Origin of the sequence: Pseudomonas sp. B37(2017), assembly GCF_002112885.1 — a bacterium.
In the GTDB taxonomy this organism is placed as follows: Bacteria; Pseudomonadota; Gammaproteobacteria; order Pseudomonadales; family Pseudomonadaceae; genus Aquipseudomonas; species Aquipseudomonas paraglycinae.
This window is the reverse complement of the sequence record NZ_NEIX01000002.1, coordinates 235,513-256,622: the sequence shown is the minus strand read 5'-3', so window position 1 is coordinate 256,622 and position 21,110 is coordinate 235,513. Positions and strand designations below refer to the sequence as shown.

Below are 21,110 nucleotides of genomic sequence, written 5' to 3'. Positions count from 1 at the left end.
TCTCACTAGAATGCTGCCATCGGGCCACCGTCGACGGAACTGCCAATGCCGCTCAGATCTGCGTTTTACTCCCAACGTTCGCTGGTATTGACTCTGGTCGCCCTCCTCGGCGCAGGTTTTCTCGCCACCTCGCTGCTCAGCTACTACGCCTCGCGGGCGTCGATCCGCGACAACATCGTCAACACCGAACTGCCGCTGACTTCCGACACGGTGTACTCGGAAATCCAGAAAGACCTCGTCAGACCGATCCTGATTTCATCGATGATGTCCCGCGACACCTTCATGCGCGACTGGGTGGTGAACGGCGAGAAAGACAGCGACCAGATGACCCGCTACCTCGACGAGGTCATGACCCACTACGGCGCCTACACCGCGTTCTTCATTTCCAACAGCACCCACACCTACTACCACGCCAAGGGCGTGCTCAAGCAGGTGAAGATCGACGAGCCGCGCGACGCGTGGTACTTCCGCGTGCGCGACATGAAGGATCCGTACGAGATCAACGTCGACCCGGACCTGGCCAACAAAGACAACATGACCTTCTTCATCAACTACAAGGTCTACGACTACAACGATCGCTTCATCGGTGCCGCCGGCGTAGGGCTGACGGTGGACGCGGTGATCAAGCTGATCGATAAGTACCAGCAGCGCTATCAACGCAGCGTTTACTTCGTCGACACCTTCGGCCGACTGGTCTTGACCGGCGCCGAGGGCGGGCCAGAAGGGGCGCCAGTCGGGAAAAGCCTGAACGACCTCGAGAGCATGAAAAGCCTGGTCAGCCAGTTGCCCAAACCCCACAGCGGCAGCTACGAATATTCCGCCCACGGTCAGGGACATTTCCTCAACGTGCGGTTTATTCCGGAGTTGAACTGGTACCTGTTCGTCGACAAACGTGAAGACGGCGCACTCAGCGAAATCCGCCAGTCGCTGTACCTCAATCTGATGATCTGCCTGCTGGTAACGCTGATCGTGCTGGCGCTGGTCAACCGCTTGATCCGCCGCTATCAGGAAAAAATCCACGCCCAGGCCACCCTCGACAGCCTCACCGAACTGCCCAACCGCCGCGGCTTCGACCTGCTCGCCGTGCAAGCGCTGCACGAAGCCCATCGCGAGCCGAAACCGCTGACCGCGCTGCTGCTGGATCTGGATCACTTCAAGGTGTTGAACGACACCTACGGACACATGGCCGGCGATCAGGTGCTGATCGGGTTCGCCCGGGACCTGCAAAGTTGCCTGCGGCATTCCGACATCGTCTGCCGTTGGGGCGGTGAGGAATTTATCGTGCTGCTGAAGGACACCGACGGCGAGACCGGTCAGAAGATTGCCGAGAAGATCCGCCAGCACGTCGAACAGCATGAATATGCCTACAACGGTCATACCCTGAATCTGACGGTCAGCATCGGCGCCACCACCCTGCAACGGGATGACACCTTGCACAGCCTGCTGTCCCGGGCCGATCATGCGATGTACCGGGCCAAACAGACCGGCCGTAACCGCACCTGCGTGGAAATGCCTCACTCGACCTATGCCTGACACTCATGAACAAACCTGACCTCTGCCCGGCCTGCGGCGCCCGCAACGACTGCACCCTGGCCGACCCGCGCACCGCCAACCGTGCCTGCTGGTGCTACGGCGTATCCATCGATCCGGTAGTGCTCGAAGCTCTGCCGGCGGAACTGCGCGACAAGTCCTGCCTGTGCCCGCGTTGCGCCCAGGTCGAGGCGCAACTGCAAGCGGCCAAGCCGTCGATCCCGTAAGATGCGCGCCCCGCTACCTGCCGATTCCTGATCATGCGTGTCGACCGTTTCCTCAGTAACCTGCCCCGCTACAACCGCAAGCAGGTTCGCCTGTTGCTGGTGGAAAAGCGCGTGCGCATTGACGGAAAAGTCGTCAGCGACCCTCACAGTGAAGTCCTGGAATTCAACCGCGTCGAAGTCGACGACGAAGTGCTGCAAAGCGGCGAACCGGCGCGCTATTTCATGCTGTACAAACCGCAAGGCTGCGTCAGCGCCACCCGCGATCCCGAGCATCCGACCGTGCTCGACCTGATCCACGAGCCGGACAAGGATGACCTGCACATTGCCGGGCGTCTGGATTTCAACACCACCGGGCTGATGCTGATCACCAACGATGGCACCTGGTCGCGGCGCCTGACCCAGCCGCAAACCAAACTGCCGAAGGTCTATTACGTCGAGACCGAACAGGAAATCGGCCCGGAATATGCGATCAAGTTCGCCGAGGGGATCTACTTCGCCTTCGAGGACCTGACCACCCAACCGGCGCAGCTGGAAGTGCTCGGCCCACGAATGGCGCGGCTGAGCATCGTCGAGGGTCGCTACCATCAGGTGAAGCGCATGTTCGGCCACTTCAACAACAAAGTGCTGCGCCTGCACCGCGAATCAATGGGCCCGCTGCCGCTGGATCACGCGCTAAAACCGGGCGAGTACCGCGCTTTGCGCACCGAAGAGATTCATTTGTTCTAAGCAGCCGACCGCTCAGCAGAAGTTGTCCAACAATTTACCAACGGCACTTGCGCGATCCGGATCCCCCTGCTTGAATCAGGACGTCGGCCAAATTGTGACCGATGAGTCACACATAACTTCTAAGAAACTTTTTGCCGGTAGACAGCCCTCAAGGGCTGCGCCTCAGCCGGCAGATTGCCCGCCAATAACAATACCCGTCGACCTGCCGTTCCGGATCGACATGGGCTCCAAAATTCCAGGCGTATGCCTACCTGTCACAAAGCTCGTGCAATCTCTATTTGCGCGCATACCCGCTTGCTTGCCAGGAGTCTTATGACATGAGGCCAGAAATCGCTGTGCTGGATATACAGGGTCAGTATCGGGTTTACACGGAGTTCTATCGCGCAGACGCCGCAGAAAAGACCATCATCCTGGTCAACGGCTCGATGGCCACGACTGCGTCGTTTGCACAAACCGTGAAAAATCTGCACCCGCAATTCAACGTGGTCTGCTACGACCAGCCCTACGCGGGCAAGTCGAAAGTCCACAACCGCCACGAGAAGCATCTGACGAAAGAAGTCGAAGGTCTGATCCTGCTGGAGCTGATCGATCACTTCGCCGCTGAACATGTTTTGTCGTTCTCCTGGGGTGGCGCCGCGACCATGGTCGCCCTCGCCCATCAGCCTCGGCGCATCGAAAAAGCCGTGATCAGCTCGTTCTCCCCGGTGATCAACGCGCACATGCTCGATTACCTCGAGCGCGGCGTCGAATGCCTCGGCCAACGTGACGGCGACCGGGTCGGCCACCTCGTCAACAACACCATCGGCAAACACCTGCCGTCGCTGTTCAAGCGCTTCAACTATCGCCACGTCAGCAGCCTGGCCGAGCACGAATACGGGCAGATGCATTTCCACATCAACGACGTGCTGCACAGCGACCGTCAGTGCTATCTGAACGCGGCGAAGAAAATCAACGTACCGGTGCTGTTCATGAACGGCGAATGGGACGAATACACCGCCGCCGAAGATGCGCGCCTGTTCGGCAGCCACGTAGCGCAGAGCACCTTCACTACCCTGCAGGCCACCGGGCACTTCCTCGACATGGAACACAAGTCGGCCTGCCGTGACAGCCAGAACGCCCTGCTCGGTTTCCTGAAACCGGCGCAACAGGCCAGCCGAACGCGTTACCAGCTCGTCCAGGATCACCATGCATTGGCCATTTGAAACAGTGTCGTCGCGAACAAGCCTGCGAGGCTGAGATTCAGCCGTCCTCCAGCCCGCAACGCTTGCCCGCGATTGACCGATTTCGGCTCTGTCTCAGGACTTTCCGTAGTTCGCGTGCAAAGAAAACTTCAAATCCGTGGCCGAGTCTGGTACAAAGTCAGCCGCTCTGAGCGGGTGTCGTATAATGGCATTACTCCAGCTTCCCAAGCTGATAACGAGGGTTCGATTCCCTTCACCCGCTCCAATCGAATTTATGTCCTGCGTTGTGGTTTGACGGGGGATACGCAAACAGAAAAACCGGCCTTGAGGGCCGGTTTTTTTATGCCTGCGTTTTGAGGTCAACTGCTTGTTCGGCAAAGAACAATTCAGAAACACACCGTTGATTGCAGATACGGTATCCCTCTCTACTCTTCATTCTCTCCAACCACAAGAAACACAGTTTGCTCAAAGGAATGATCCATGAGTACGGTTTCCCATCAAGATTCTGACCGATTGGAAACCACTACACTGCGGTAAATACAGAGCGCAAACCGTAAATGGCCTTTTAATCGAAGAGGGTTCACATCCAGTGCAGGAAGACAAAAGGCTTGAAATGACGGATGAAGAACAGGCCATCTGGGACGATGCGATCAGGTTCGCACGATCAAACAAGAAGGTTATTGGCAAGCGACTCACGGATCAGACCCGGTATCCGCCCGAAAAAGAGCCTGTTTCAGTTTTCATGGCTGGATCGCCGGGCGCTGGCAAGACAGAGGCATCATTAGCCCTGCTGAACCTTTTCTCTGATACGCCGATCCTGCGAATCGATCCAGACGACCTCAGAAACGAATTTGAAGCCTATCAAGGTGGCAATGCCTGGCTTTTCCAAGGCGCCGTTTCAATTCTGGTAGGAAAGCTGATTGATCTTGCCTTGGATCGAAAACAATCTTTCCTGCTCGACGGGACGCTTTCGAATATAGAGATCGCAAGGAAAAATGTCCGGCGCTGCCTGGACAAGGGGAGATTCGTACAAATTCTCTATGTCTATCAAGACCCCAGGCTTGCCTGGTCCTTTGTCAGGGCTCGTGAGGAAGCCGAAGGACGTAGGATTCGACCGGAGCATTTCGTCGACCAATATTTTGCAGCACGTGACGTGGTAAACACGCTTAAGCTAGAGTTTGGCAAGGATCTTCATGTCGATCTGCTTGTGAAGCACATTGATAATTCTGGCCGCCTCTACAAGGCAGGCGTTGACAAGATCGACTACCATATCCCAGAGAAGCATACGAGACACGACCTGATGGCCATGCTTGGGATAAATGACGGAGCAACCCCATGTTTTCCATGAAACTCGGATCCCCAAAGGAGTCCACGAGTCCATTCGCAGACTTCATTCGTAATGCGAAATCGGAAGAAAAAAAGCGCGTTTACAGTGAAGTGCTAACCGAAGCCACCAAAAAACAGAATGAAGTGATGCTGGCTGCACGTGAAAAGCAAGCCTGATTACGTTAGTGGATTCCAAAATTGCCCGGCCAAGTGCCGGGCTTTTTCATTCTGCCGTTGACGTGTTTTACGTGCTCTGGTGTACATCTGACACTGTTCCAACCGGCCTTCGAGCGATTACGCCTCATGTCAAAGGTGGTGCCAAAGGCAACCTTGCAGTAATGCCTAAGCGCCATTATTGTGATTTCCACATGACCTCGACAGAGGCTTGCCTTCGGCACTCAGCGCGCAGGCATTAGCCGCATGCTGAGGTTGTTGCCACGTCGGAGCCAAAGGTTTCGTACCTAATTTACCTGAGGTAAATCCAGCTGTGCGTGGCTGGAATTTCCCTTTTAAGAGACAGACATTTGACGTCCTCGAACGGTAGAGATGAGTTCAAGCGTGAGGTGATTCGCACCCTCCAAGAACGAGTCGGAAACAGATGCTCTGCGCCTGACTGCAGAAAGTTAACAACTGGCCCCAATTTCAATCCTGAAAAGGCAACTCGGATCGGCGTCGGCGCTCACATTACAGCCGCTGCTTATGGCGGCCCCCGGTTTGATGAGTCAATGACACCGGACGAGCGAAGCTCAATAAGAAATGGTATTTGGCTGTGTCAAAATTGTGCCCGGATGATTGATGTAGACCCCAAGCGGTATTCAGTACATCGGTTGCTCAGCTGGAAGCATGACGCAGAGCAGGAGGCCAACGATGAAGTTGAAGGCCGACCAAAGCAATTGCCAGCCGAGGATGACGAGCAGGAGGATGGTTGGATCTGCCCATTTTGTAAGTCATTCGTCGGACTGGAAAACCATGTCTGTCTTGGCTGCAGGGCGGAAGTAATTCGCGGCTCTACTGCGAAAGAGAGAGATAACGCCATGAAGGTGGGCTTGTTAGTCGGTGCGTTGATAGCCTTTGGAGTTTTTGTGCTGATGCCTCAATGGTTGAATTCAACATTTGGATGGCACGTGCCTGCGACCTTCGGTCTGGGGCTGGTTGCATTGGGTATAGGCGGAGGTCTCGCATTACTCAGCGGCTTGGGATGTATTTTCTTCGATGAGCGGCTGCACCGACGCCGTCCGCCACGCTTCTTCCGTCCGACGCTCACCTAATAGATGTGCGTAGTTGTGCTTTTTCCGCTCAGCCTCGGGTTGTGAGGCTTTGTGGTTCAGCACGAACCATGGGGCTGCTGCCCTTACTGCTCCATTGTGATCAGCTTATCGCTGTAAATTCCGCATACGTATGATCCTTCTCCGACGGCGAAGTCAGGTTTAAACCCTCATAAGCAACGCTCCGTATTCAGGCCAAAGAACCTGGTAACCAACCGGCACAGGGATCGACCATGAACGACACAGCTATTCCCGAGGGCTTCACTCCGCTGACCCGCAGCAGTCCGCTGCTCGACTTGCTTGGCCCGATCTATACCAGAGGCAGTGGCTTGCAACTTGAAATCGGTCTGCGGACAGACTCACGACATGCCAATGGACGGGGCACGTTGCATGGCGGTGTATTGGCGACATTAGCGGACGTCGGCATGGGTTACGCCATGGCATTCTCTAGCGACCCTCCCCTGCCATTGATCACGGCGAGTATGACCCTGGACTATCTCAGCGCGGTGCAGATCAATGAGTGGCTCGAGGTACGCGTTGAGCACTCCAAAAAAGGACGGCAGCTGGCGTTTGCCACTGTCGGGTTGCATGTCGGTGATCGAATGGTTGCCCGTGCCAGCGCAGTGTTCGCTGTGCCGCAGTAGTATCCCCCTGCATCCAACCGGTCTTGATGACCGGTTTTTTGTGTCTGGGATCTGGAGCAAGCCGAATGAATCAGAACACACTCAACAATGGTGCACGCGTAACCTCAACTACAGCTAACTCCATTTAATTGTGAGTTATCCCGACTAAACCGAGATAAGCCCCAAACTGTTGGAGTTAGAAGCAGCCAGCGGTTTCCACTTTCACGCGGGATCAGTCGCGCATTCTGGTCTAAGTCTCGCGTCTGAGACCGGTTCATCCTTGTCGACGCATATATTCCGCAAAAAGTGGGACGGTGAAATTCAAGTAGCCGTGATCTGTGCTGTAGATCATTCCTTTAGAGATTATGTTGGCACGAGTCGGACCAAGCGATGACTGTGTACGCCCCATCGCTTTCGCAATATCGGCCATTGCATAGGGGCCATCCCCGAGCTCTGACATCGTCTTCACGAACTGCACTTCCGACTTTGTCAGTCGATCAATACGCACCCTGAAAAAGCCCGCATCAAGAGAAGCCAGCGTCTCCGCGTATGAATGGTCCACATCTTCGACTGTGATTTCAGGCCCTTCAGCGTTGTTCCAAGCAGTGGATGCCCACTCCTGAAGGAAGAAAGGATACCCTCTCGTCCGATCAACAATATTGCCAAGTGCTGCGAGTTCGATCGAAGCCTCTTCATCCGCGATTGGCTTCTGCACTGCTTGAATTGCAGATACTTGGTCAAGCGCATCAACCGCAGGGTATAGAAAAAGCCGCTCTGCATAGGATTTTGCTTCGCCTGCCAAACGAGCAACCTGGGGAAGACCCGCACCGACAAGAAGTACCGGCAGCCCTTCTTGAGACATGTGATGGATCGACACAATAAGCGCAGATAAATCTGCTTCGGAAAGGTACTGAACTTCATCAATCAGAAGAATCCAGCCTTTGCCTGCTGCTTGCGCAGCTTGACCTATCACGGCAAAAAGGTCTGGAAGATCGTATTGAAGATCCCCGCTGTCAGCGAATCCTGGCTCCGGTTCGACACCAATCTCCACGCCTGCGATGTCGATCTTGAAAATAGAGGCGAAACCGCGCAAACCATTCAGTCCACGGGTCGCAATTTGCTTGGCAGCTTCTACAGCAGAAAGTGAGCGCATGACTTTCCGCATTTCAGGAAAGAGAAGGCGTGCAAGACTTTCACGCTCCGGAGCCTCTACCTTTGAAACGAGGAGCCCCTCTTCCCTCGCAATTTTTCCAATCTCGTTCAGCAGTACCGTTTTACCTGTACCTCTCAATCCAAGAAGCATGATGGATCGGGTGCTTCGTCCGTTGATGGCTCGCCCACATGAAATCCTGGCTGCCTCAAGGATTGCGTCGCGTCCTGCCAACTCAGGCGGTCTGCTGCCTGCGCCTGGAGCGAATGGATTACGGTATGGATCCATGAAAGCCTCACAAATGCTTATCTCTACACGAATATATCGATGTATAGCAGATATCCCTATACACCCTTATATTTCACTATATTTTGCTATTTATTGGGCTGAACTCTGTCACCCACAGGAAATTGCGTCTGAAATACTGACTCGAATACTCGCCCGATACGGACTTCGACAACACTCGACGCTTTGCAGCCAGGTTGAAATGAAACTAAAAACCGGTCGCGTGACCGGTTTTTTATGCCTGCCAGAACAGCTGCAATTCAGTCCTTCACCTCAACATGATCCAGCGCCTGATTCACCGCCAACTCCCCCAGCATCACCAACTGCGCAATGCCTATCGCGGTTCTGCGGTGGGTGGGGTCGAGGGTGGCGGCGAAGTTGTTGAGCATCTCGGAGGCCGAGCCCAGTGACTCGCTGGCGTTGGCCAGCAGGGATTCGGTGTCGTAGGCCGGGTTGGCGAAGTACATCGGGTCGGGCTGGTTGGTCGTGCCCATGACATGTGCGCCGGGACAGAGGTAGTGATCGAGGGCGCGGTTGGCCGCGTCGTTGAGCTTTCTGGAGTCAACTGAGGTGTAGGGGGACGTTGGGTCGGCTTCGACTTCGGGGGGATTCGGTGTTGGCTTGAACATGATTTCATCTCTCCAAAAACAGGTTGGAGCTGACCCATTCGGTTCCACGCGAAAGGAGGCAGCTGTACGCAGGTTGGAACCCGGGGAGAGACAACCCGGCAGACCCGAAGGTCTCCCGCGCACAGCCGCCATAACAGAGTGCACACATTCAAGGTGCGCAGCATACGTCATGAATAATGATTGTGCGTTCCAACTCTCCTCGGGGTTCCAATCCCGATCGCCGATTCATCAGCGACCCTCAAAGGCTAGAGCCCGCACTTCCGACGGACAACCTGAAAACCTTGTGGGAAGGTTCAGTAAACATGGCCAACGCTTTAAACATCCCGAATCGAAAAACTGCGTTTACAGATCCCCAACACTCGCCCGGTTCTCACACTCGCCACTACCCGCTAGCATTTCCCCATCGCCCACTACCCTCCCCCTGCGCGGCCATCGACGAATACGCGCCATCATCTTTCGAGGGATTCAAAACCGTGGCCTCCGAGCCACCTAAATCAAATTCAAAAGAGCAGCAAACCCATGACCCAGAACATCTACGACGATCCCGAGTTTTTCCAGGGCTACAGCCAGATGAACCGCTCCATCGGCGGCCTCGATGCCGCGCCGGAATGGCCGGCGCTGAAAGCCTTGTTGCCCTCCCTGCACGGTTTGCAGGTGGTGGATCTGGGCTGCGGCTATGGCTGGTTCTGCCGCTGGGCCAGCGAACGAGGCGCTGCCGAAGTGTTGGGGCTGGATGTCTCGGAGAAAATGCTCGAACGGGCGAAGGAAACCACCTCGGCTGCGAACATCCGCTACGAACGTGCCGACCTGGAACACCTCGATTTGCCCGCGTGCACTTACGATCTGGCCTACAGCTCACTGGCGCTGCACTACATCAAGGATCTCTCGGGGCTGTTTGCCAAGCTGCATGCAGCGCTTAAACCGGGTGCGCATTTTGTGTTTTCCATCGAGCACCCGATCTTCATGGCGCCGCGCAATCCGGGCTGGCTGATCGACAGCGAGGGCAACAAGCGCTGGCCGCTGGACAGTTATCAGGTGGAAGGCGAGCGGGTGACCAACTGGCTGGCCGACGGCGTGATCAAGCAACATCGTACGGTCGGCACGCTGCTCAACGCGTTGATCGACGCAGGTTTCACGATTCAACACGTCAATGAATGGGCCCCGAGCGATGCCGAAGTGGCCGCGCAACCGGCCCTCGCCGAAGAGCGCGAGCGACCGATGATGATGCTGGTCGCGGTACAACGCTGACTCCAAAAGAACGGGCCGATCAAATCGGCCCTTTTTCATTTCAACGTGTGGCGACAATGAACAACCGTGGAAACGGCAACAGCACCGAACCATCCGCCAGCGCCGGATAAGCCTTCGCGACCTCCGCCAGATAGTGCGCCAGATACTCCGCCCGCTCCGCTTCCGTCAACGGACTGAGGAACGGAATCAAACCACTGCCCTTGAACCACTCGACAACACCCGAGGCGCCGCCCGCCAACTGATGGTGATACGTCGTGCGCCACACATCGACCCGCGCGCAATGCGGCCGCAGCATCGAAAAATAGGCACTGGCATCCGCCATCTCGGTCCGCTGCCCCGCCGCGCCCGCCAGTTTGCTAGCCCAAGGCCCGTTGGCAGCCACTTCACGCATCAACCGATGGGACGGCTCGTTGAGGTTGTCCGGCATCTGAATCGCCAGGCTACCGCCCTGCGCCAACTTGCCCGCCAACGCCGGCAGCAACGTCGCGTGATCCGGCACCCACTGCAAAACCGCGTTGGCGAAGATCACATCGAACGGCCCTTCATCGGCCCATTTATCGATGTCCGCCACCTCGAACTGCAACTGCGGCAGACGCTTGCGCGCGGCATCGATCATGTCCGGCGAACTGTCGAGCCCCTGCACTTTCGCCCCGGGAAAACGCTCCACCAACAACTCGGTCGAGTTGCCGGGGCCACATCCGATATCGACCACAGAACGCGCCTCGACCGTGGGAATCGCGGCCAGCAAGTCGCGGGCCGGGCGGGTGCGTTCATCTTCGAAAGTGACGTATTGCTTGGCGGACCAGGTCATTGCGTTCTCCTGTCGTGGACGTTCTGGCGAAACGTGGAAAAGCGGCTGCCGTCACGATACAGCGATCGTGTTTATCTGCCTTCCCCTACGTAGGTCCGATATCGCAGGGAGCGCTGTTTTCGGCCGTGCCCACAGGGACTCAGAAAACTGTAAGTAGAATTTTCCGCCCACCCCCGATGTCTGAATTTCAAGCTCCCCCCAACAAGGAACACGCCCATGAAATTCGCAAAGATTTCGCAAACGCTGGCGCTCTGGGCCGGCAGCCCCAAGACGTTCATGGGGGCTTTGATTCTGATCGGGCTCTGGGGGTTGAGCGGGCCGATTTTCGATTACAACGACACCTGGCAACTGATCATCAACACCTCGACCACGATCATCACGTTCCTGATGGTGTTCCTGATCCAGAACACCCAGAACCGCGACACCGACATCCTGCATTTGAAACTCGATGAACTGCTGCGGGTGAACAAGGAGGCGCAGAACGCGATGCTCGGGCTGGAGTCGCTGGATCTTAAGCAGCTGGAGGCGCTGCGCCGGCATTACCGGGCGATGGGCGAGAATGAGGTGTTTGACCTGGAAGGTCTGGGGGACAAAAGCAAGCCGAAGCAGGATCTGAATGAATGCTGACAGGCAAAAAAAACGGCGCTAAAAAAGCGCCGTTTTCATTGCCACGGATTTAGCGGCTTGCCTGAAGTGCCCGAGCCATTTCCAGATGACTCTGCAGCTTCGGCAGGGTCTCGTCGGCAAACGCCTTGATCTCCGGCACGTCGGTGGTCTGGGCTTGCTGCTGGATCTGTTCGATGGCTTCTTCCGTGGCTTTGACCTGGCTGGCGGCGTAGGCCTGATCGAAGCTCGCGCCCTCTTTGACTTCCGGCATCAACGCCTTGGCCTTGTCGGCGACTTCTTCGCGGGGCGCAACCGGGAGGTCCAGTTTCTTGGCGATTTTCGCCAGGTGCTGGTTGGCGGTGGTGCGGTCGTTGATGACGACGATGGTGTAATCCTTGACCTCTTTGGACTCGGCCTTGCTGTGCGCCAGACGACTGGCCTCGATGTCGGCCATGCCTTTGGCCGAGGCCTCATTGATGAAGTCGGCGGGCGACTGGGCAAACGCGCTGCTGGCAAACAACCCCAACAGGCTGACAAAACTGATGTGGCGTACTCGGGTGGCCATCCGGCTCATGGTCGCGCCCTCCTTCTCTCGAAATTCAAGCGGGAGCTTGCGCCCCCGCCTCTCAATCAAAACAACCTTCGCCGACTACTTCGATTTCTGAGCAGGCTTGCGGCCCATGTCGGTTTTTGGCTCTTTGTCGACAGTCGTTGTGGTGGTTTTCCCACCTTTGCGACCGGCTTCAGACGCCTTCGTTCGATCGTTGGCGAAGTTTCCCGAGTTCGAGTTTCTTGAGTTAGGCATGATTCTCTACCTCTTGGCATTGATCGTAAGCGAGCAGGTGCCCGCCTAGATTGAGAATTTCCTGACCGCCAAAGGTTTAGAAAAGTTGCCGTCGCCGCGACGAACGGTGAACCGCGAATCAGCTGTCCAGCCGCCGATGATTCTGGCGTTTGGCGGTGTACATGTCCTGGTCGGCGTGACGGAACAGTTGCTGTTCCTCGTCACCATGCTCGGGATAACGGGCCACGCCGATGCTCGGTTCGATGTGCAGGTTGTGCCCGTCCAGGCGCATGGGTTGCACCAGTACCTGTCGGATTTTTTCCGCCACGCTGTCGGCATCGTCGGCGGCGTGGACGCTGTGCAGCAGCACCACGAATTCGTCGCCACCGATCCGCGCCACGGTGTCAGTCTCGCGCACACAGCCCTTGAGGCGGTTGGCCACGGTTTGTAGCAGCATGTCGCCGACCCCATGGCCAAAGGTGTCGTTGACCTGTTTGAAGCGATCCAGATCGACGTACAGCAGCGCCATGTGCCCGGACTGATCACGCGCATGGCTCAGCGCGGCCTTGAGCCGGTCGCGCAGCAGTTCGCGGTTGGGCAACTGGGTCAGTTGGTCGTATTGCGCCATGCGTCGCAGGCGGGCGTGCAGTTGCTGGCGTTCGATGGCGGTGGCGACCTGGGCGCAGACGTATTGCAGCAGTTCCTTGTCGCGCTCGGTGTAGCGCTCGCCGCCGGGCAGGCTTTTGACGATCAGCGCGCCGATGGTGCGGTCTTTCGAACTCAGCGGCACGCCGAGCCAGCACGGCGATTGCTGCCCGACCACCAACGCGGCGAACTCCGGCGGCGCGTGGGGGCAATCCGGGGTCAGCAGGATCGGCTGGCCGCTGCGGATCACTTCCGCACACAGGCGCCCGGTGACGGTGCCGGGTTGCTCCGGTTGCAACTCGTCATCGTCGACGTGATAAGGAAAATTCAGCTGCGCGCAGTGTTCGTCGTACAGCGCTACGGAGAAATTCAACGCCGGCAGCCACTCGCCGATGATCATGTGGATGCGCTTGAACAGCGCCAGCAGGTCCTCCGCCGCATGGGCCGCTTCGGAGATCGCATACAACGCCGCCTGACGGGATTCGGCGAGTTTGCGCTCGGTGATGTCCCGGGCCACGGCGATGCGCAGTTGATCGACTTCCGACCAGCGCGCCGACCACAGGATGTGCACGACGCTGCCGTCCTTGCGCACGTAGCGGTTTTCGATGTTGTGCTTGGGCTCGCCGCCCATGATGTCGCTCGCGGCGGCCAGGGTGCGCTCACGATCCGCCGGGTAGACGTAGTCGATCATCGACTGGCCGATCAATTCGTCAGGCGTGTAGCCGAGAATCCGCTCGCACGCCGCGCTGACAAAAACGAAACGACCTTGCTTGTCGACCGCGCAAACGGCGTCCAGCAACAGATCGATGTAACTCGCCAGCGGCGCGGAATTTCGGCTTTCCATGGTTCAGCGTGGGTGTCCGGGCAATGCAGCACTGTTCAACCATCCGTGACCTCGACCTCGCATCCCAGCGAATGTATTCAAGCCTTGTTCGGCATCAACCCCGGCAGCGCATGCACCAGCGCGTTGATGGCAAAACCGATGAACATGATCCCGCACAACCGGGTGATCGCCAGTTCGTGACGCTGGTACAACGTACGCACTTGCCGCGCCCCGACGATGCCAATGAGGATAGCGTAGGCGAGCAATCCGCCGAGGAAACTCAAGGCGATCAGCATTGGCAGCATCGACCAGTTGAGCAGTTCGGCGCGGCTCGACAGCAGCGCAGTGAACGTTGCCACTGCCACCGGGTAAGCCTTGGGGTTGGTCAGCCCGAACAGGATGCCGTGCCAGAACGGCTGACGCGCCGCGCCCTGCGGCTGCTCGCCATTGCTGCGTTTGGCCCGCACCGCGCGCCAGCCGAGCCAAAACAGGTACAGGCCGCTGAGTACGCCGAGTACATCGAACGCGGTGCTGCCGATTTCCCGGGCGCCGACAATCGCGATCAGCGCGGTGCTGCACCAGATCACATCGCCCAGCAGATGCCCGCACAGAAACCCCGCCCCGGCCCGCCGCCCACGTGCCGCACCGATGCCGAACACCGCCAGCACACCCGGCCCCGGCGTGATGCCGTAGATGAAACCCGAGGCCAGCACGGCCATTAGCAACGATGGAGTCATGGAAAACCTGCAAGTCCCGGAAAACGTGGCCGCCAGTCTATCCCAGCGGTTTGTGAATATTCACGACTCGTTGAAAAAACGCATCCCCGCATAGGGCTTTTGCCGACACGCGGCCAGTCGCGAGGCCAGATCGCCGACGTGGGCTTCGAGTTTGTGCCCGTCCGGGTCGAGGAAGTAGAACGACGCGCCTTCGCTGCGGTTGTCGCGCCATTCCTGCACGTTGGCGGCGCGCAGCTGTTGCACGAACAGCGGGAAATCCGCCGCGCCGAGGCTGAAGGCGTAATGGGTGTAGTCGGCGGCGGGCTCGGGTTTGCGTTGCTCATCGAGGGACAGGCACAACCACAGGCCCGGGAGCGACAGATAGGCACCGGCGTCCCAGGTGGCCTCGACTCGCAGCTTCAGCACGTCGCGGTAGAACCCGAGGCTGCGATCCAGGTCGGTGACGGCGAGGGTCAGGTGGTTGAGGCCGGTGAGCATCGGGTCAGTAACCTCTGAGGTCTTCGGGGAGAGTGTATTGCTTGCCGTCGTAGGTCAGGGTGATTTGGGTTTTCTTCAGCGGGGAATCGTGAGAAACGCATTCCTTGCCGGCCTTGACGGTTTTCATCGCCGTGCCGCTTGAGGTGACGATCAGGTCGGAATAGCCGTTGTGGCTGGTCGGGCCGATTTCCACGGTTCGGCGGATTTGCTGACCTTCACCCACACAGTTTTCCAGCCACTCACCGTTGTTCTTGTAGACCACCAGACCATCAAGTACCGGGCGCAGTTTATTACCCTCGCGCACGTAGAGTGTCAGGTCGGTTTTTTCGTAGGGAATGGCACTTGAATTGTGCGAGAACTTTGACCGCAGCCCGAACGCACGAACATCCGAGGCCAGCCGATAGCGAGCGGTATCGACCAGCAGATCAGTGAAACGAATGGCATCGGAGTTGTAGGCACCGGGTTTCGCATACGTCGCCAGCGTCTTCCAGTTGCTGGTATCGATGATCGCCAGATCCAGATCAAACACACCGGCATCGTCACTACCAGCATCCGGCACGTAGGTGGATTTGAGGGCAATCGCCTGATCCTTGAACGCCGGCCATGCCTTGCAGCGTGCCATTGACTGGTCGTTGTAATCCTTGGTGACGCAGGAAACCTGGGCCTGGGCTGGAGCGGTGATGGCGAGAAAGCCGAGGGCGATGAAAAGTCGGGTTGGTGTAAACATTGTTCTTCCTTGAAATAAGTCGTGTTGGCTCTGTATCACTCGATGGCTTTGAAACCTTTAGGCAAGACGTAGGATTTTCCATCGTAGTGAAGGGTTGTCAGTTCAGGACTGCTGACACTGATTTTGTCTTCACAAGTATTGCCTTCGACGACATTGGTTGTCCCCGTCGTCTTGGTTTTGATGATCAGATCGGCATAACCATGGGAGCTGGTCTTGGCGATTTCTACCGTTCTGGTCGTCTCATATCGCTCGCCGGCGCAATCACCGTCCCATTCACCGCCGTACTCATAAACCACTAATTGACTGAGTACAGGACGTAACTTATCGCCTTGCCTTACATAAAGAGAGAGGTGCGTTTCTTCAAGCGGGTTGAGGCGAGAGGCATTGGTGAATTGCACGCGAACGCCAAACGCCCGTACCTCAGGGGTGAGCTTGTAACGCGCGGTATCGAGTGAGAGCTCTCGCAATGCCACCCCACCCGAGAAGAAAGCGGAGGCTTGGTGATAAGTGGCAACTGGTTTCGTTTGGTCGCTTTTCAAGACGGATAAATTGAAATCATAGGTGCCGCTCGTGTCGGCGCCTCCCGGCACGGAGCTGCGCTCAAATTTCGCATTCGCGCTGATGTTCAACCCCGGATAAGCGGGCCACTCCTTGCACACGGAGAAATCCAGATCACCGGTCACCGGCGCAGGCACACAATCAGCCAGCACCTGCCCCGCCATCAACGCCCCACACAGCGCCACCCAACCAACGACCCCAGACTTCACTGTCACGCCCCGCCCCCTTGATGTTTTTCAGCCGCGCACTATCCCCTGCTCAATCCGCCGATTCAACCAGTTCAACGCCTGATCCCCACCCCGCCGTTTGTGCCACGCCGACACAAATGTGAACGGCGCAATTTCAAACGGTGGCGGCACGACGATCAGCGATTCGTCATCCACCTCATTCAACGCCCGCGAAGCCACGGTCAAGATCAGATCCGTACCGCTGATGAAGCGTGGCGCGACGCTCCAGTGCGGCAGGCTGATGGCGACGCGGCGGCGTTCGCGCAGGGCGGTCAGGGTGCGTTCGATTTCCGGAGTGCCGCTGCCGCGCATTTCCAACAAGACATGGGGACGGGAGAGATAGGTTGGCAGGTCGAGAACACCTCCGGCGGGAAGGCTCTGGCGATCCAGGAGGCAGACGTAGCGCTCCTCGAACAGCGGCGTGCTGCGCAGTTCGCCGGGCAATTCGGGGAGTACCCCGGCGGCGAGGTCAATGTCGCCGTTGAGCAGGCCTTCGACCATGCCTTCGCGGCTGGCGTGGCTGATTTGCAGGTCGATGCCCGGTGCTTCCGCGCGCAACGTGCGAATCAGCCCGGGCAGGATGATCGCCGCGCCGTAGTCCGACATCGCGAGGCGAAAGGTCCGACGGGCGCTGGCCGGGTCGAAGGTGTTCGGCGCCAGCAGCGATTGCACCTGAGCCAGAGTTTCCGCCAGCGGCGCCGCCAGCTCCAGCGCCCGCGCGGTAGGCGCCAGCCCCGAACCTGCACGCACCAGCAACGGATCACCGAGCAAGTCGCGCAGACGCGCCAACGCATGGCTGACTGCCGGTTGGCTCAGGTGCAGGCGCTCGGCGGCGCGGGTCACGTGTTGCTCGCCGAGCAAGGCGTCGAGGATCACCAGCAGGTTGAGGTCGATGCGGCGCAGATCATTCATTCGATGCATGTTCCGGATACCAAAACAGAATTTAAATCTGCGCGACGAATACCCTAGAGTCCAGCAAAACCTTTGCCGGAGAACGATCATGGGAACGATGCAGTGGGTCGGATTGCTGCTGTTGGCGGTATTCGCCGGGGCGGTGGTGCCGTTTCAGAGTGCGATCAACATCAATCTGGCGCGGGGGTTGGGGCATCCGCTGTGGGCGACGCTGACCTCGCTGGTGGTGAGCGTGCTGGTGCTGTTGCCGGTGATTGTCGCCCTGCGTCTACCGTTGCCGTCGCTGGCCTTTGCCTACAAGCTGCCGTTGTGGATGTGGACCGGCGGCGCGTTCGGGGTGTGCTTCGTCGCATTGGCGGTGGTGTTGCTGCCGAAGCTGGGGGCTTCGGGATTTCTGGCGCTGGCTTTGGCCGGGCAAATGATCACGTCAATCGTGCTGGATCATTTCGGCCTGTTCGGGCTGGTAGAGAGGCATCTGACATTGCCGCGCCTGTTCGGCGCGGTGTTGTTGATGGCGGGGGTGGTGCTGATTCAGTTTGGTGATACCGCCGCCAAGTCCCTGGCACCGGCGGGATGAAGCGATCACTCGTAAATCGTCAGTGACTGTAGTTCCGTCATCGCGAGCAGGCTCGCTCCCACAGGAAATCGCATTCCAATGTGGGAGCGAGCCTGCTCGCGATGAGGGCAGATCAGTCACTGCTGTTGTGCGATCCGGACTCAGAACGCGCTGCGGAAAATCTCCTCGATCTGCCGCTGATCCGCCGCCCGTGGATTGGTGAAGCCGCAGGCGTCTTTCAGGGCGTTGGCGGCGAGCACCGGGATGTCGGTGCACTTGGCGCCCAGATCACGCAAACCACCGGGAATCTCCACGTCTCTAGCTAAACAACGGATCGCATCAATCGCGGCTTTTGCGCCCTCCTCCGGACTGAACCCGCGAATATCGGCGCCCATGGCGTGGGCCACATCAGTGAGGCGATCGGCACAGACCAGCGCGTTGAACGTCTGCACATGCGGTAACAACACCGCGTTGCACACCCCGTGCGGCAGATCGTAGAAACCGCCCAACTGGTGCGCCATCGCATGCACGTAACCGAGGGACGCATTGTTGAACGCCATGCCCGCGAGGAACTGCGCATACGCCATGTTTTCCCGCGCCGCCAGGTCGCTGCCGTCGCGCACGGCCAGGCGCAGGTTGTTGCTGATCAGGGTCATGGCCTTCAGCGCGCAGGCGTCGGTGATCGGGTTGGCGGCGGTCGAGACGTAGGCTTCGATCGCGTGGGTCAGTGCGTCCATGCCGGTCGCGGCAGTCAGTCCCTTCGGCATGGCGACCATCAGCGCCGGGTCGTTGACCGACAGCAGCGGCGTGACGTTGCGATCGACAATGGCCATTTTCACGTGGCGGGTTTCGTCGGTGATGATGCAGAAACGGGTCATCTCGCTGGCCGTCCCGGCGGTGGTGTTGATGGCGATCAGCGGCAGTTGTGGCTTGGCCGATTGATCGACGCCTTCGTAGTCGCGGATCTGCCCGCCGTTGGTGGCGCACAACGCGATGCCCTTGGCGCAGTCGTGGGGCGAGCCGCCGCCGAGGGACACCACAAAATCACAGCGGCTGTCCTTGAGCAGCGCCAGCCCTGCCTCGACGTTGGCGATGCTCGGGTTGGGTTTGGCGCCGTCGTAAATCACTGAATCGATGTCCTGCATCGCCAGTTTCTCGGCAATCATCGTCGCCACGCCGGCCTTGGCCAGACCGGTGTCGGTGACGATCAGCGCCTTGCGAAAACCGTAGTTGCGGATCGCGTTCATGGCGTCGTCGAGGCAGCCGCTGCCCATGATGTTTACGGCGGGAATGAAAAAGGTGCTGCTCATGGCGCGTCTCCTGACTGGGGCCGAATCGACTCGTGCGATCCGGCGGATACACACAGGATCGACCGATCGGTCACGGCGGATGTTGATCTGGCTCAATGCCCGCTCGTGATAAAGTCGCCGCCCATCTGCCCTTTGTTTTGAGACGTGCCCTGCAATGACCGATTTTCTGGATGTCGACGCCACACTCGAAGACTGGAACGCGTTGCGCGCCACCACCGACTTCAGCGGTCTGCTGCTGGGCAACGGCGCCAGTCGCGCGGTGTGGGACGATTTCGGCTACGACTCGCTGTTCGAAAACGCCCGCACGGTGGAAGAAAAACCGTTGAGCCCGTCGGAACTGAGCGTGTTCGACGCCATGCAGACGCGCAGCTTCGAGCAGGTGCTCGGCGCGCTGAAAACCACCAGCCGGGTCAACAAGGCGCTGGCCGTCAGCTCGGCCGCGCCGCGCAATCGCTACTACGCGATCAAGGAAGCGCTGATCAACACCGTCCACGCAGTTCACATCCCGTGGCGGCTGATCAAAGCCTCGACTTTGGCGACCCTGAACAGTGAACTGGCGCGTTATCGCACGGTGTTCACCACCAATTACGACCTGCTCAATTACTGGGCGCTGCAACATCAGGGCGAGGCAATCGACGACCTGTTCAATGGCCCCGACGCCAGTTTCGATCTGTGCGAAAGCAGCACTGAAAAACCGCGTCTGCTGTACCTGCACGGCGGTCTGCATCTGGTGCGCAATCAGGACGGCACCGCGCGCAAACTGACCGCCACCGAGGGTACGCTGCTCGGCAGTTTCGCGATCAACAACACGATCAAGACGCTGGACGACGTGCCGCTGTTCGTCAACGAAGGGCCGAGCGCCGACAAGCTCAAGACCATCCGCAGTTCCGATTACCTGTCATTCTGCTACGACCAGTTACTCGGTCACGGCGACAACCTGTGCATCTTCGGTCACGCCTTGGGCGAACAGGACAGCCACCTCGTGCGCGCCCTGCGTCTGGCGAAACCGAAGACCGTGGCGATCTCGATCTACCCGCGCAGCGCGGCATTCATCCAGCACCAGAAGCGCCACTACGCGAAGCTGTTCGAGGGCACGGGCGTCGAGTTGCGGTTCTTTGATTCCAAGAGCCACGCCCTGGGCAATCCGAAGCTGTCGGTGCCGGTCGAGGTCTGATCACTCCTCGCTGCTGTGCACCACCACCAGCAACTGCGCCTGCACCTCGCCCACTGAGCGGATGCGATGGGGTTTCTGCGCATTGAAGTGCAGCGCATCGCCCCGCTCCAGCAGCACCCGTTCGTTCACGAAATCCACTTCGACCTGGCCTTCGTGGACGAACAGGAATTCCTCGCCCAAGTGTTCCTTGAAGGTTTTGTCGGTGAATTCGCTCGGCGGATAAATGATGAACGGCAGCAGGCTGCGCTCGCTGACCTGATGGGCCAGCACTGCGTAGCCGGGGCTGTGGTCGTTGGCCGCCAGCGACTGGCGTTCGTGGCTGCGCACCAGGCTGTAGCTGTCGAGGCTGACGTTGTCCTCGGAGAACAGCTCCTCGACTTTCACGTTCAGCGCCTTGGCCAGTTTCAGCGCGGCGGCAATCGACGGCGTGTTCAACCCGCGCTCGACCTTCGACAGGTAACTCTTGGTCATGCCGGATTTCTCGGCCAGTGCCTCAAGTGTTACGCCAAGTTTTTTTCTCAATAATTTCAAACGGATAGACATGCGAAGCGATTAATCCAGCAAAGGAAAGAC

Annotated in this window: 25 protein-coding genes and 1 tRNA gene; 13 read left to right on the top strand and 13 right to left on the bottom strand. The window is 58.3% G+C overall.

Going from position 1 to position 21,110, the window contains the following annotated elements; genetic code table 11:
• Positions 1-45 precede the first annotated feature (45 nt).
• From CAF90_RS07740 to CAF90_RS07705, 9 genes are all read left to right on the top strand, one after another.
• The gene (locus CAF90_RS07740) at positions 46-1,533 is read left to right on the top strand and encodes a sensor domain-containing diguanylate cyclase (RefSeq protein ID WP_085605500.1); all 1,488 of its coding nucleotides are present in this window, start codon (positions 46-48) and stop codon (positions 1,531-1,533) included.
• Positions 1,534-1,538: 5 nt separating this feature from the next.
• Positions 1,539-1,757, top strand: a complete 219-nt coding sequence (locus tag CAF90_RS07735; RefSeq protein ID WP_085605498.1) for a cysteine-rich CWC family protein — start codon at positions 1,539-1,541, stop codon at positions 1,755-1,757.
• Between the two features lie 33 nt (positions 1,758-1,790).
• A complete protein-coding gene (locus CAF90_RS07730) occupies positions 1,791-2,483 on the top strand; it encodes a pseudouridine synthase (protein ID WP_085605496.1) in 693 nt (230 codons plus the stop codon).
• Between the two features lie 317 nt (positions 2,484-2,800).
• A complete protein-coding gene (locus CAF90_RS07725; protein WP_085605494.1) occupies positions 2,801-3,685 on the top strand; it encodes an alpha/beta fold hydrolase in 885 nt (294 codons plus the stop codon).
• 170 nt (positions 3,686-3,855) lie between these two features.
• Positions 3,856-3,929, top strand: a tRNA-Gly gene (locus CAF90_RS07720).
• Positions 3,930-4,277: 348 nt separating this feature from the next.
• Positions 4,278-5,012: a zeta toxin family protein gene (locus CAF90_RS07715; RefSeq protein ID WP_085605492.1), complete on the top strand. Its 735-nt coding sequence runs from the start codon at positions 4,278-4,280 to the stop codon at positions 5,010-5,012.
• Positions 5,000-5,167: a hypothetical protein gene (locus CAF90_RS29545; RefSeq protein WP_167443763.1), complete on the top strand. Its 168-nt coding sequence runs from the start codon at positions 5,000-5,002 to the stop codon at positions 5,165-5,167. The genes CAF90_RS07715 and CAF90_RS29545 overlap by 13 nt, the downstream gene beginning before the upstream one ends.
• Before the next feature lie 611 nt (positions 5,168-5,778).
• A complete protein-coding gene (locus tag CAF90_RS29685; protein WP_256578465.1) occupies positions 5,779-6,258 on the top strand; it encodes a hypothetical protein in 480 nt (159 codons plus the stop codon).
• A 230-nt stretch (positions 6,259-6,488) separates the two neighbouring features.
• Complete coding sequence (locus CAF90_RS07705; protein ID WP_039772722.1) at positions 6,489-6,899, top strand: PaaI family thioesterase; 411 nt, start codon at positions 6,489-6,491, stop codon at positions 6,897-6,899.
• Positions 6,900-7,152: 253 nt separating this feature from the next.
• Here CAF90_RS07705 and CAF90_RS07700 read toward each other — a convergent pair whose 3' ends face one another.
• Together CAF90_RS07700 and CAF90_RS07695 are read right to left on the bottom strand one after the other, a co-directional pair.
• Positions 7,153-8,316, bottom strand: a complete 1,164-nt coding sequence (locus CAF90_RS07700) for an ATP-binding protein (protein WP_085605488.1) — start codon at positions 8,314-8,316, stop codon at positions 7,153-7,155.
• 257 nt (positions 8,317-8,573) lie between these two features.
• On the bottom strand, positions 8,574-8,942 hold the full coding sequence (locus CAF90_RS07695; RefSeq protein ID WP_085605485.1) for a DUF6124 family protein: 369 nt from the start codon (positions 8,940-8,942) through the stop codon (positions 8,574-8,576).
• A 519-nt stretch (positions 8,943-9,461) separates the two neighbouring features.
• Between CAF90_RS07695 and CAF90_RS07690 the strand changes: the two genes are divergently transcribed.
• Positions 9,462-10,190, top strand: coding sequence for a bifunctional 2-polyprenyl-6-hydroxyphenol methylase/3-demethylubiquinol 3-O-methyltransferase UbiG (locus tag CAF90_RS07690; RefSeq protein ID WP_085605483.1), 729 nt, complete (start codon positions 9,462-9,464; stop codon positions 10,188-10,190).
• A 40-nt stretch (positions 10,191-10,230) separates the two neighbouring features.
• On the opposite strand, the gene tam is transcribed toward CAF90_RS07690, so the two are convergent.
• Positions 10,231-11,001, bottom strand: a complete 771-nt coding sequence (tam, locus tag CAF90_RS07685) for a trans-aconitate 2-methyltransferase (protein WP_085605481.1) — start codon at positions 10,999-11,001, stop codon at positions 10,231-10,233.
• Positions 11,002-11,217: 216 nt separating this feature from the next.
• Here tam and CAF90_RS07680 point away from each other — a divergent pair, with 216 nt between their 5' ends.
• Positions 11,218-11,628: a low affinity iron permease family protein gene (locus tag CAF90_RS07680; RefSeq protein WP_011332870.1), complete on the top strand. Its 411-nt coding sequence runs from the start codon at positions 11,218-11,220 to the stop codon at positions 11,626-11,628.
• A 49-nt stretch (positions 11,629-11,677) separates the two neighbouring features.
• Here CAF90_RS07680 and CAF90_RS07675 read toward each other — a convergent pair whose 3' ends face one another.
• The 8 genes from CAF90_RS07675 to CAF90_RS07640 all read right to left on the bottom strand — a co-directional run bounded on the left by CAF90_RS07675 (position 11,678) and on the right by CAF90_RS07640 (position 17,506).
• Positions 11,678-12,181: a DUF4142 domain-containing protein gene (locus tag CAF90_RS07675; RefSeq protein WP_085605479.1), complete on the bottom strand. Its 504-nt coding sequence runs from the start codon at positions 12,179-12,181 to the stop codon at positions 11,678-11,680.
• Between the two features lie 75 nt (positions 12,182-12,256).
• On the bottom strand, positions 12,257-12,412 hold the full coding sequence (locus tag CAF90_RS07670) for a KGG domain-containing protein (RefSeq protein WP_077045875.1): 156 nt from the start codon (positions 12,410-12,412) through the stop codon (positions 12,257-12,259).
• A 118-nt stretch (positions 12,413-12,530) separates the two neighbouring features.
• On the bottom strand, positions 12,531-13,880 hold the full coding sequence (locus tag CAF90_RS07665; protein ID WP_085605477.1) for a bifunctional diguanylate cyclase/phosphodiesterase: 1,350 nt from the start codon (positions 13,878-13,880) through the stop codon (positions 12,531-12,533).
• Between the two features lie 77 nt (positions 13,881-13,957).
• A complete protein-coding gene (locus tag CAF90_RS07660; protein WP_007957940.1) occupies positions 13,958-14,596 on the bottom strand; it encodes a LysE family translocator in 639 nt (212 codons plus the stop codon).
• Between the two features lie 60 nt (positions 14,597-14,656).
• Positions 14,657-15,073 carry a fosfomycin resistance glutathione transferase gene (gene fos, locus CAF90_RS07655; RefSeq protein WP_085605473.1) on the bottom strand — a complete coding sequence of 139 codons (417 nt, stop codon included), beginning with the start codon at positions 15,071-15,073 and terminating at the stop codon, positions 14,657-14,659.
• Positions 15,074-15,077: 4 nt separating this feature from the next.
• Positions 15,078-15,800 carry a hypothetical protein gene (locus CAF90_RS07650; protein WP_085605471.1) on the bottom strand — a complete coding sequence of 241 codons (723 nt, stop codon included), beginning with the start codon at positions 15,798-15,800 and terminating at the stop codon, positions 15,078-15,080.
• Between the two features lie 35 nt (positions 15,801-15,835).
• Positions 15,836-16,573 (bottom strand): hypothetical protein, encoded by a 738-nt coding sequence (locus tag CAF90_RS07645; protein ID WP_085605469.1) that lies wholly within the window; start codon positions 16,571-16,573, stop codon positions 15,836-15,838.
• Positions 16,574-16,594: 21 nt separating this feature from the next.
• Complete coding sequence (locus CAF90_RS07640; RefSeq protein WP_170929364.1) at positions 16,595-17,506, bottom strand: LysR family transcriptional regulator; 912 nt, start codon at positions 17,504-17,506, stop codon at positions 16,595-16,597.
• A gap of 79 nt (positions 17,507-17,585) precedes the next feature.
• On the opposite strand from CAF90_RS07640, the gene CAF90_RS07635 reads away from it, so the two are divergent.
• Complete coding sequence (locus tag CAF90_RS07635; RefSeq protein ID WP_085605465.1) at positions 17,586-18,074, top strand: DMT family transporter; 489 nt, start codon at positions 17,586-17,588, stop codon at positions 18,072-18,074.
• 140 nt (positions 18,075-18,214) lie between these two features.
• On the opposite strand, the gene yiaY is transcribed toward CAF90_RS07635, so the two are convergent.
• Entirely contained in the window at positions 18,215-19,363 is a 1,149-nt protein-coding gene (yiaY, locus tag CAF90_RS07630; protein ID WP_085605463.1) for an L-threonine dehydrogenase, read from the bottom strand.
• 154 nt (positions 19,364-19,517) lie between these two features.
• Here yiaY and CAF90_RS07625 point away from each other — a divergent pair, with 154 nt between their 5' ends.
• The gene (locus CAF90_RS07625; RefSeq protein ID WP_085605461.1) at positions 19,518-20,537 is read left to right on the top strand and encodes a DUF4917 family protein; all 1,020 of its coding nucleotides are present in this window, start codon (positions 19,518-19,520) and stop codon (positions 20,535-20,537) included.
• Here CAF90_RS07625 and CAF90_RS07620 read toward each other — a convergent pair whose 3' ends face one another.
• Positions 20,538-21,080, bottom strand: a complete 543-nt coding sequence (locus tag CAF90_RS07620) for a helix-turn-helix domain-containing protein (protein WP_007957913.1) — start codon at positions 21,078-21,080, stop codon at positions 20,538-20,540.
• Positions 21,081-21,110 lie beyond the last annotated feature (30 nt).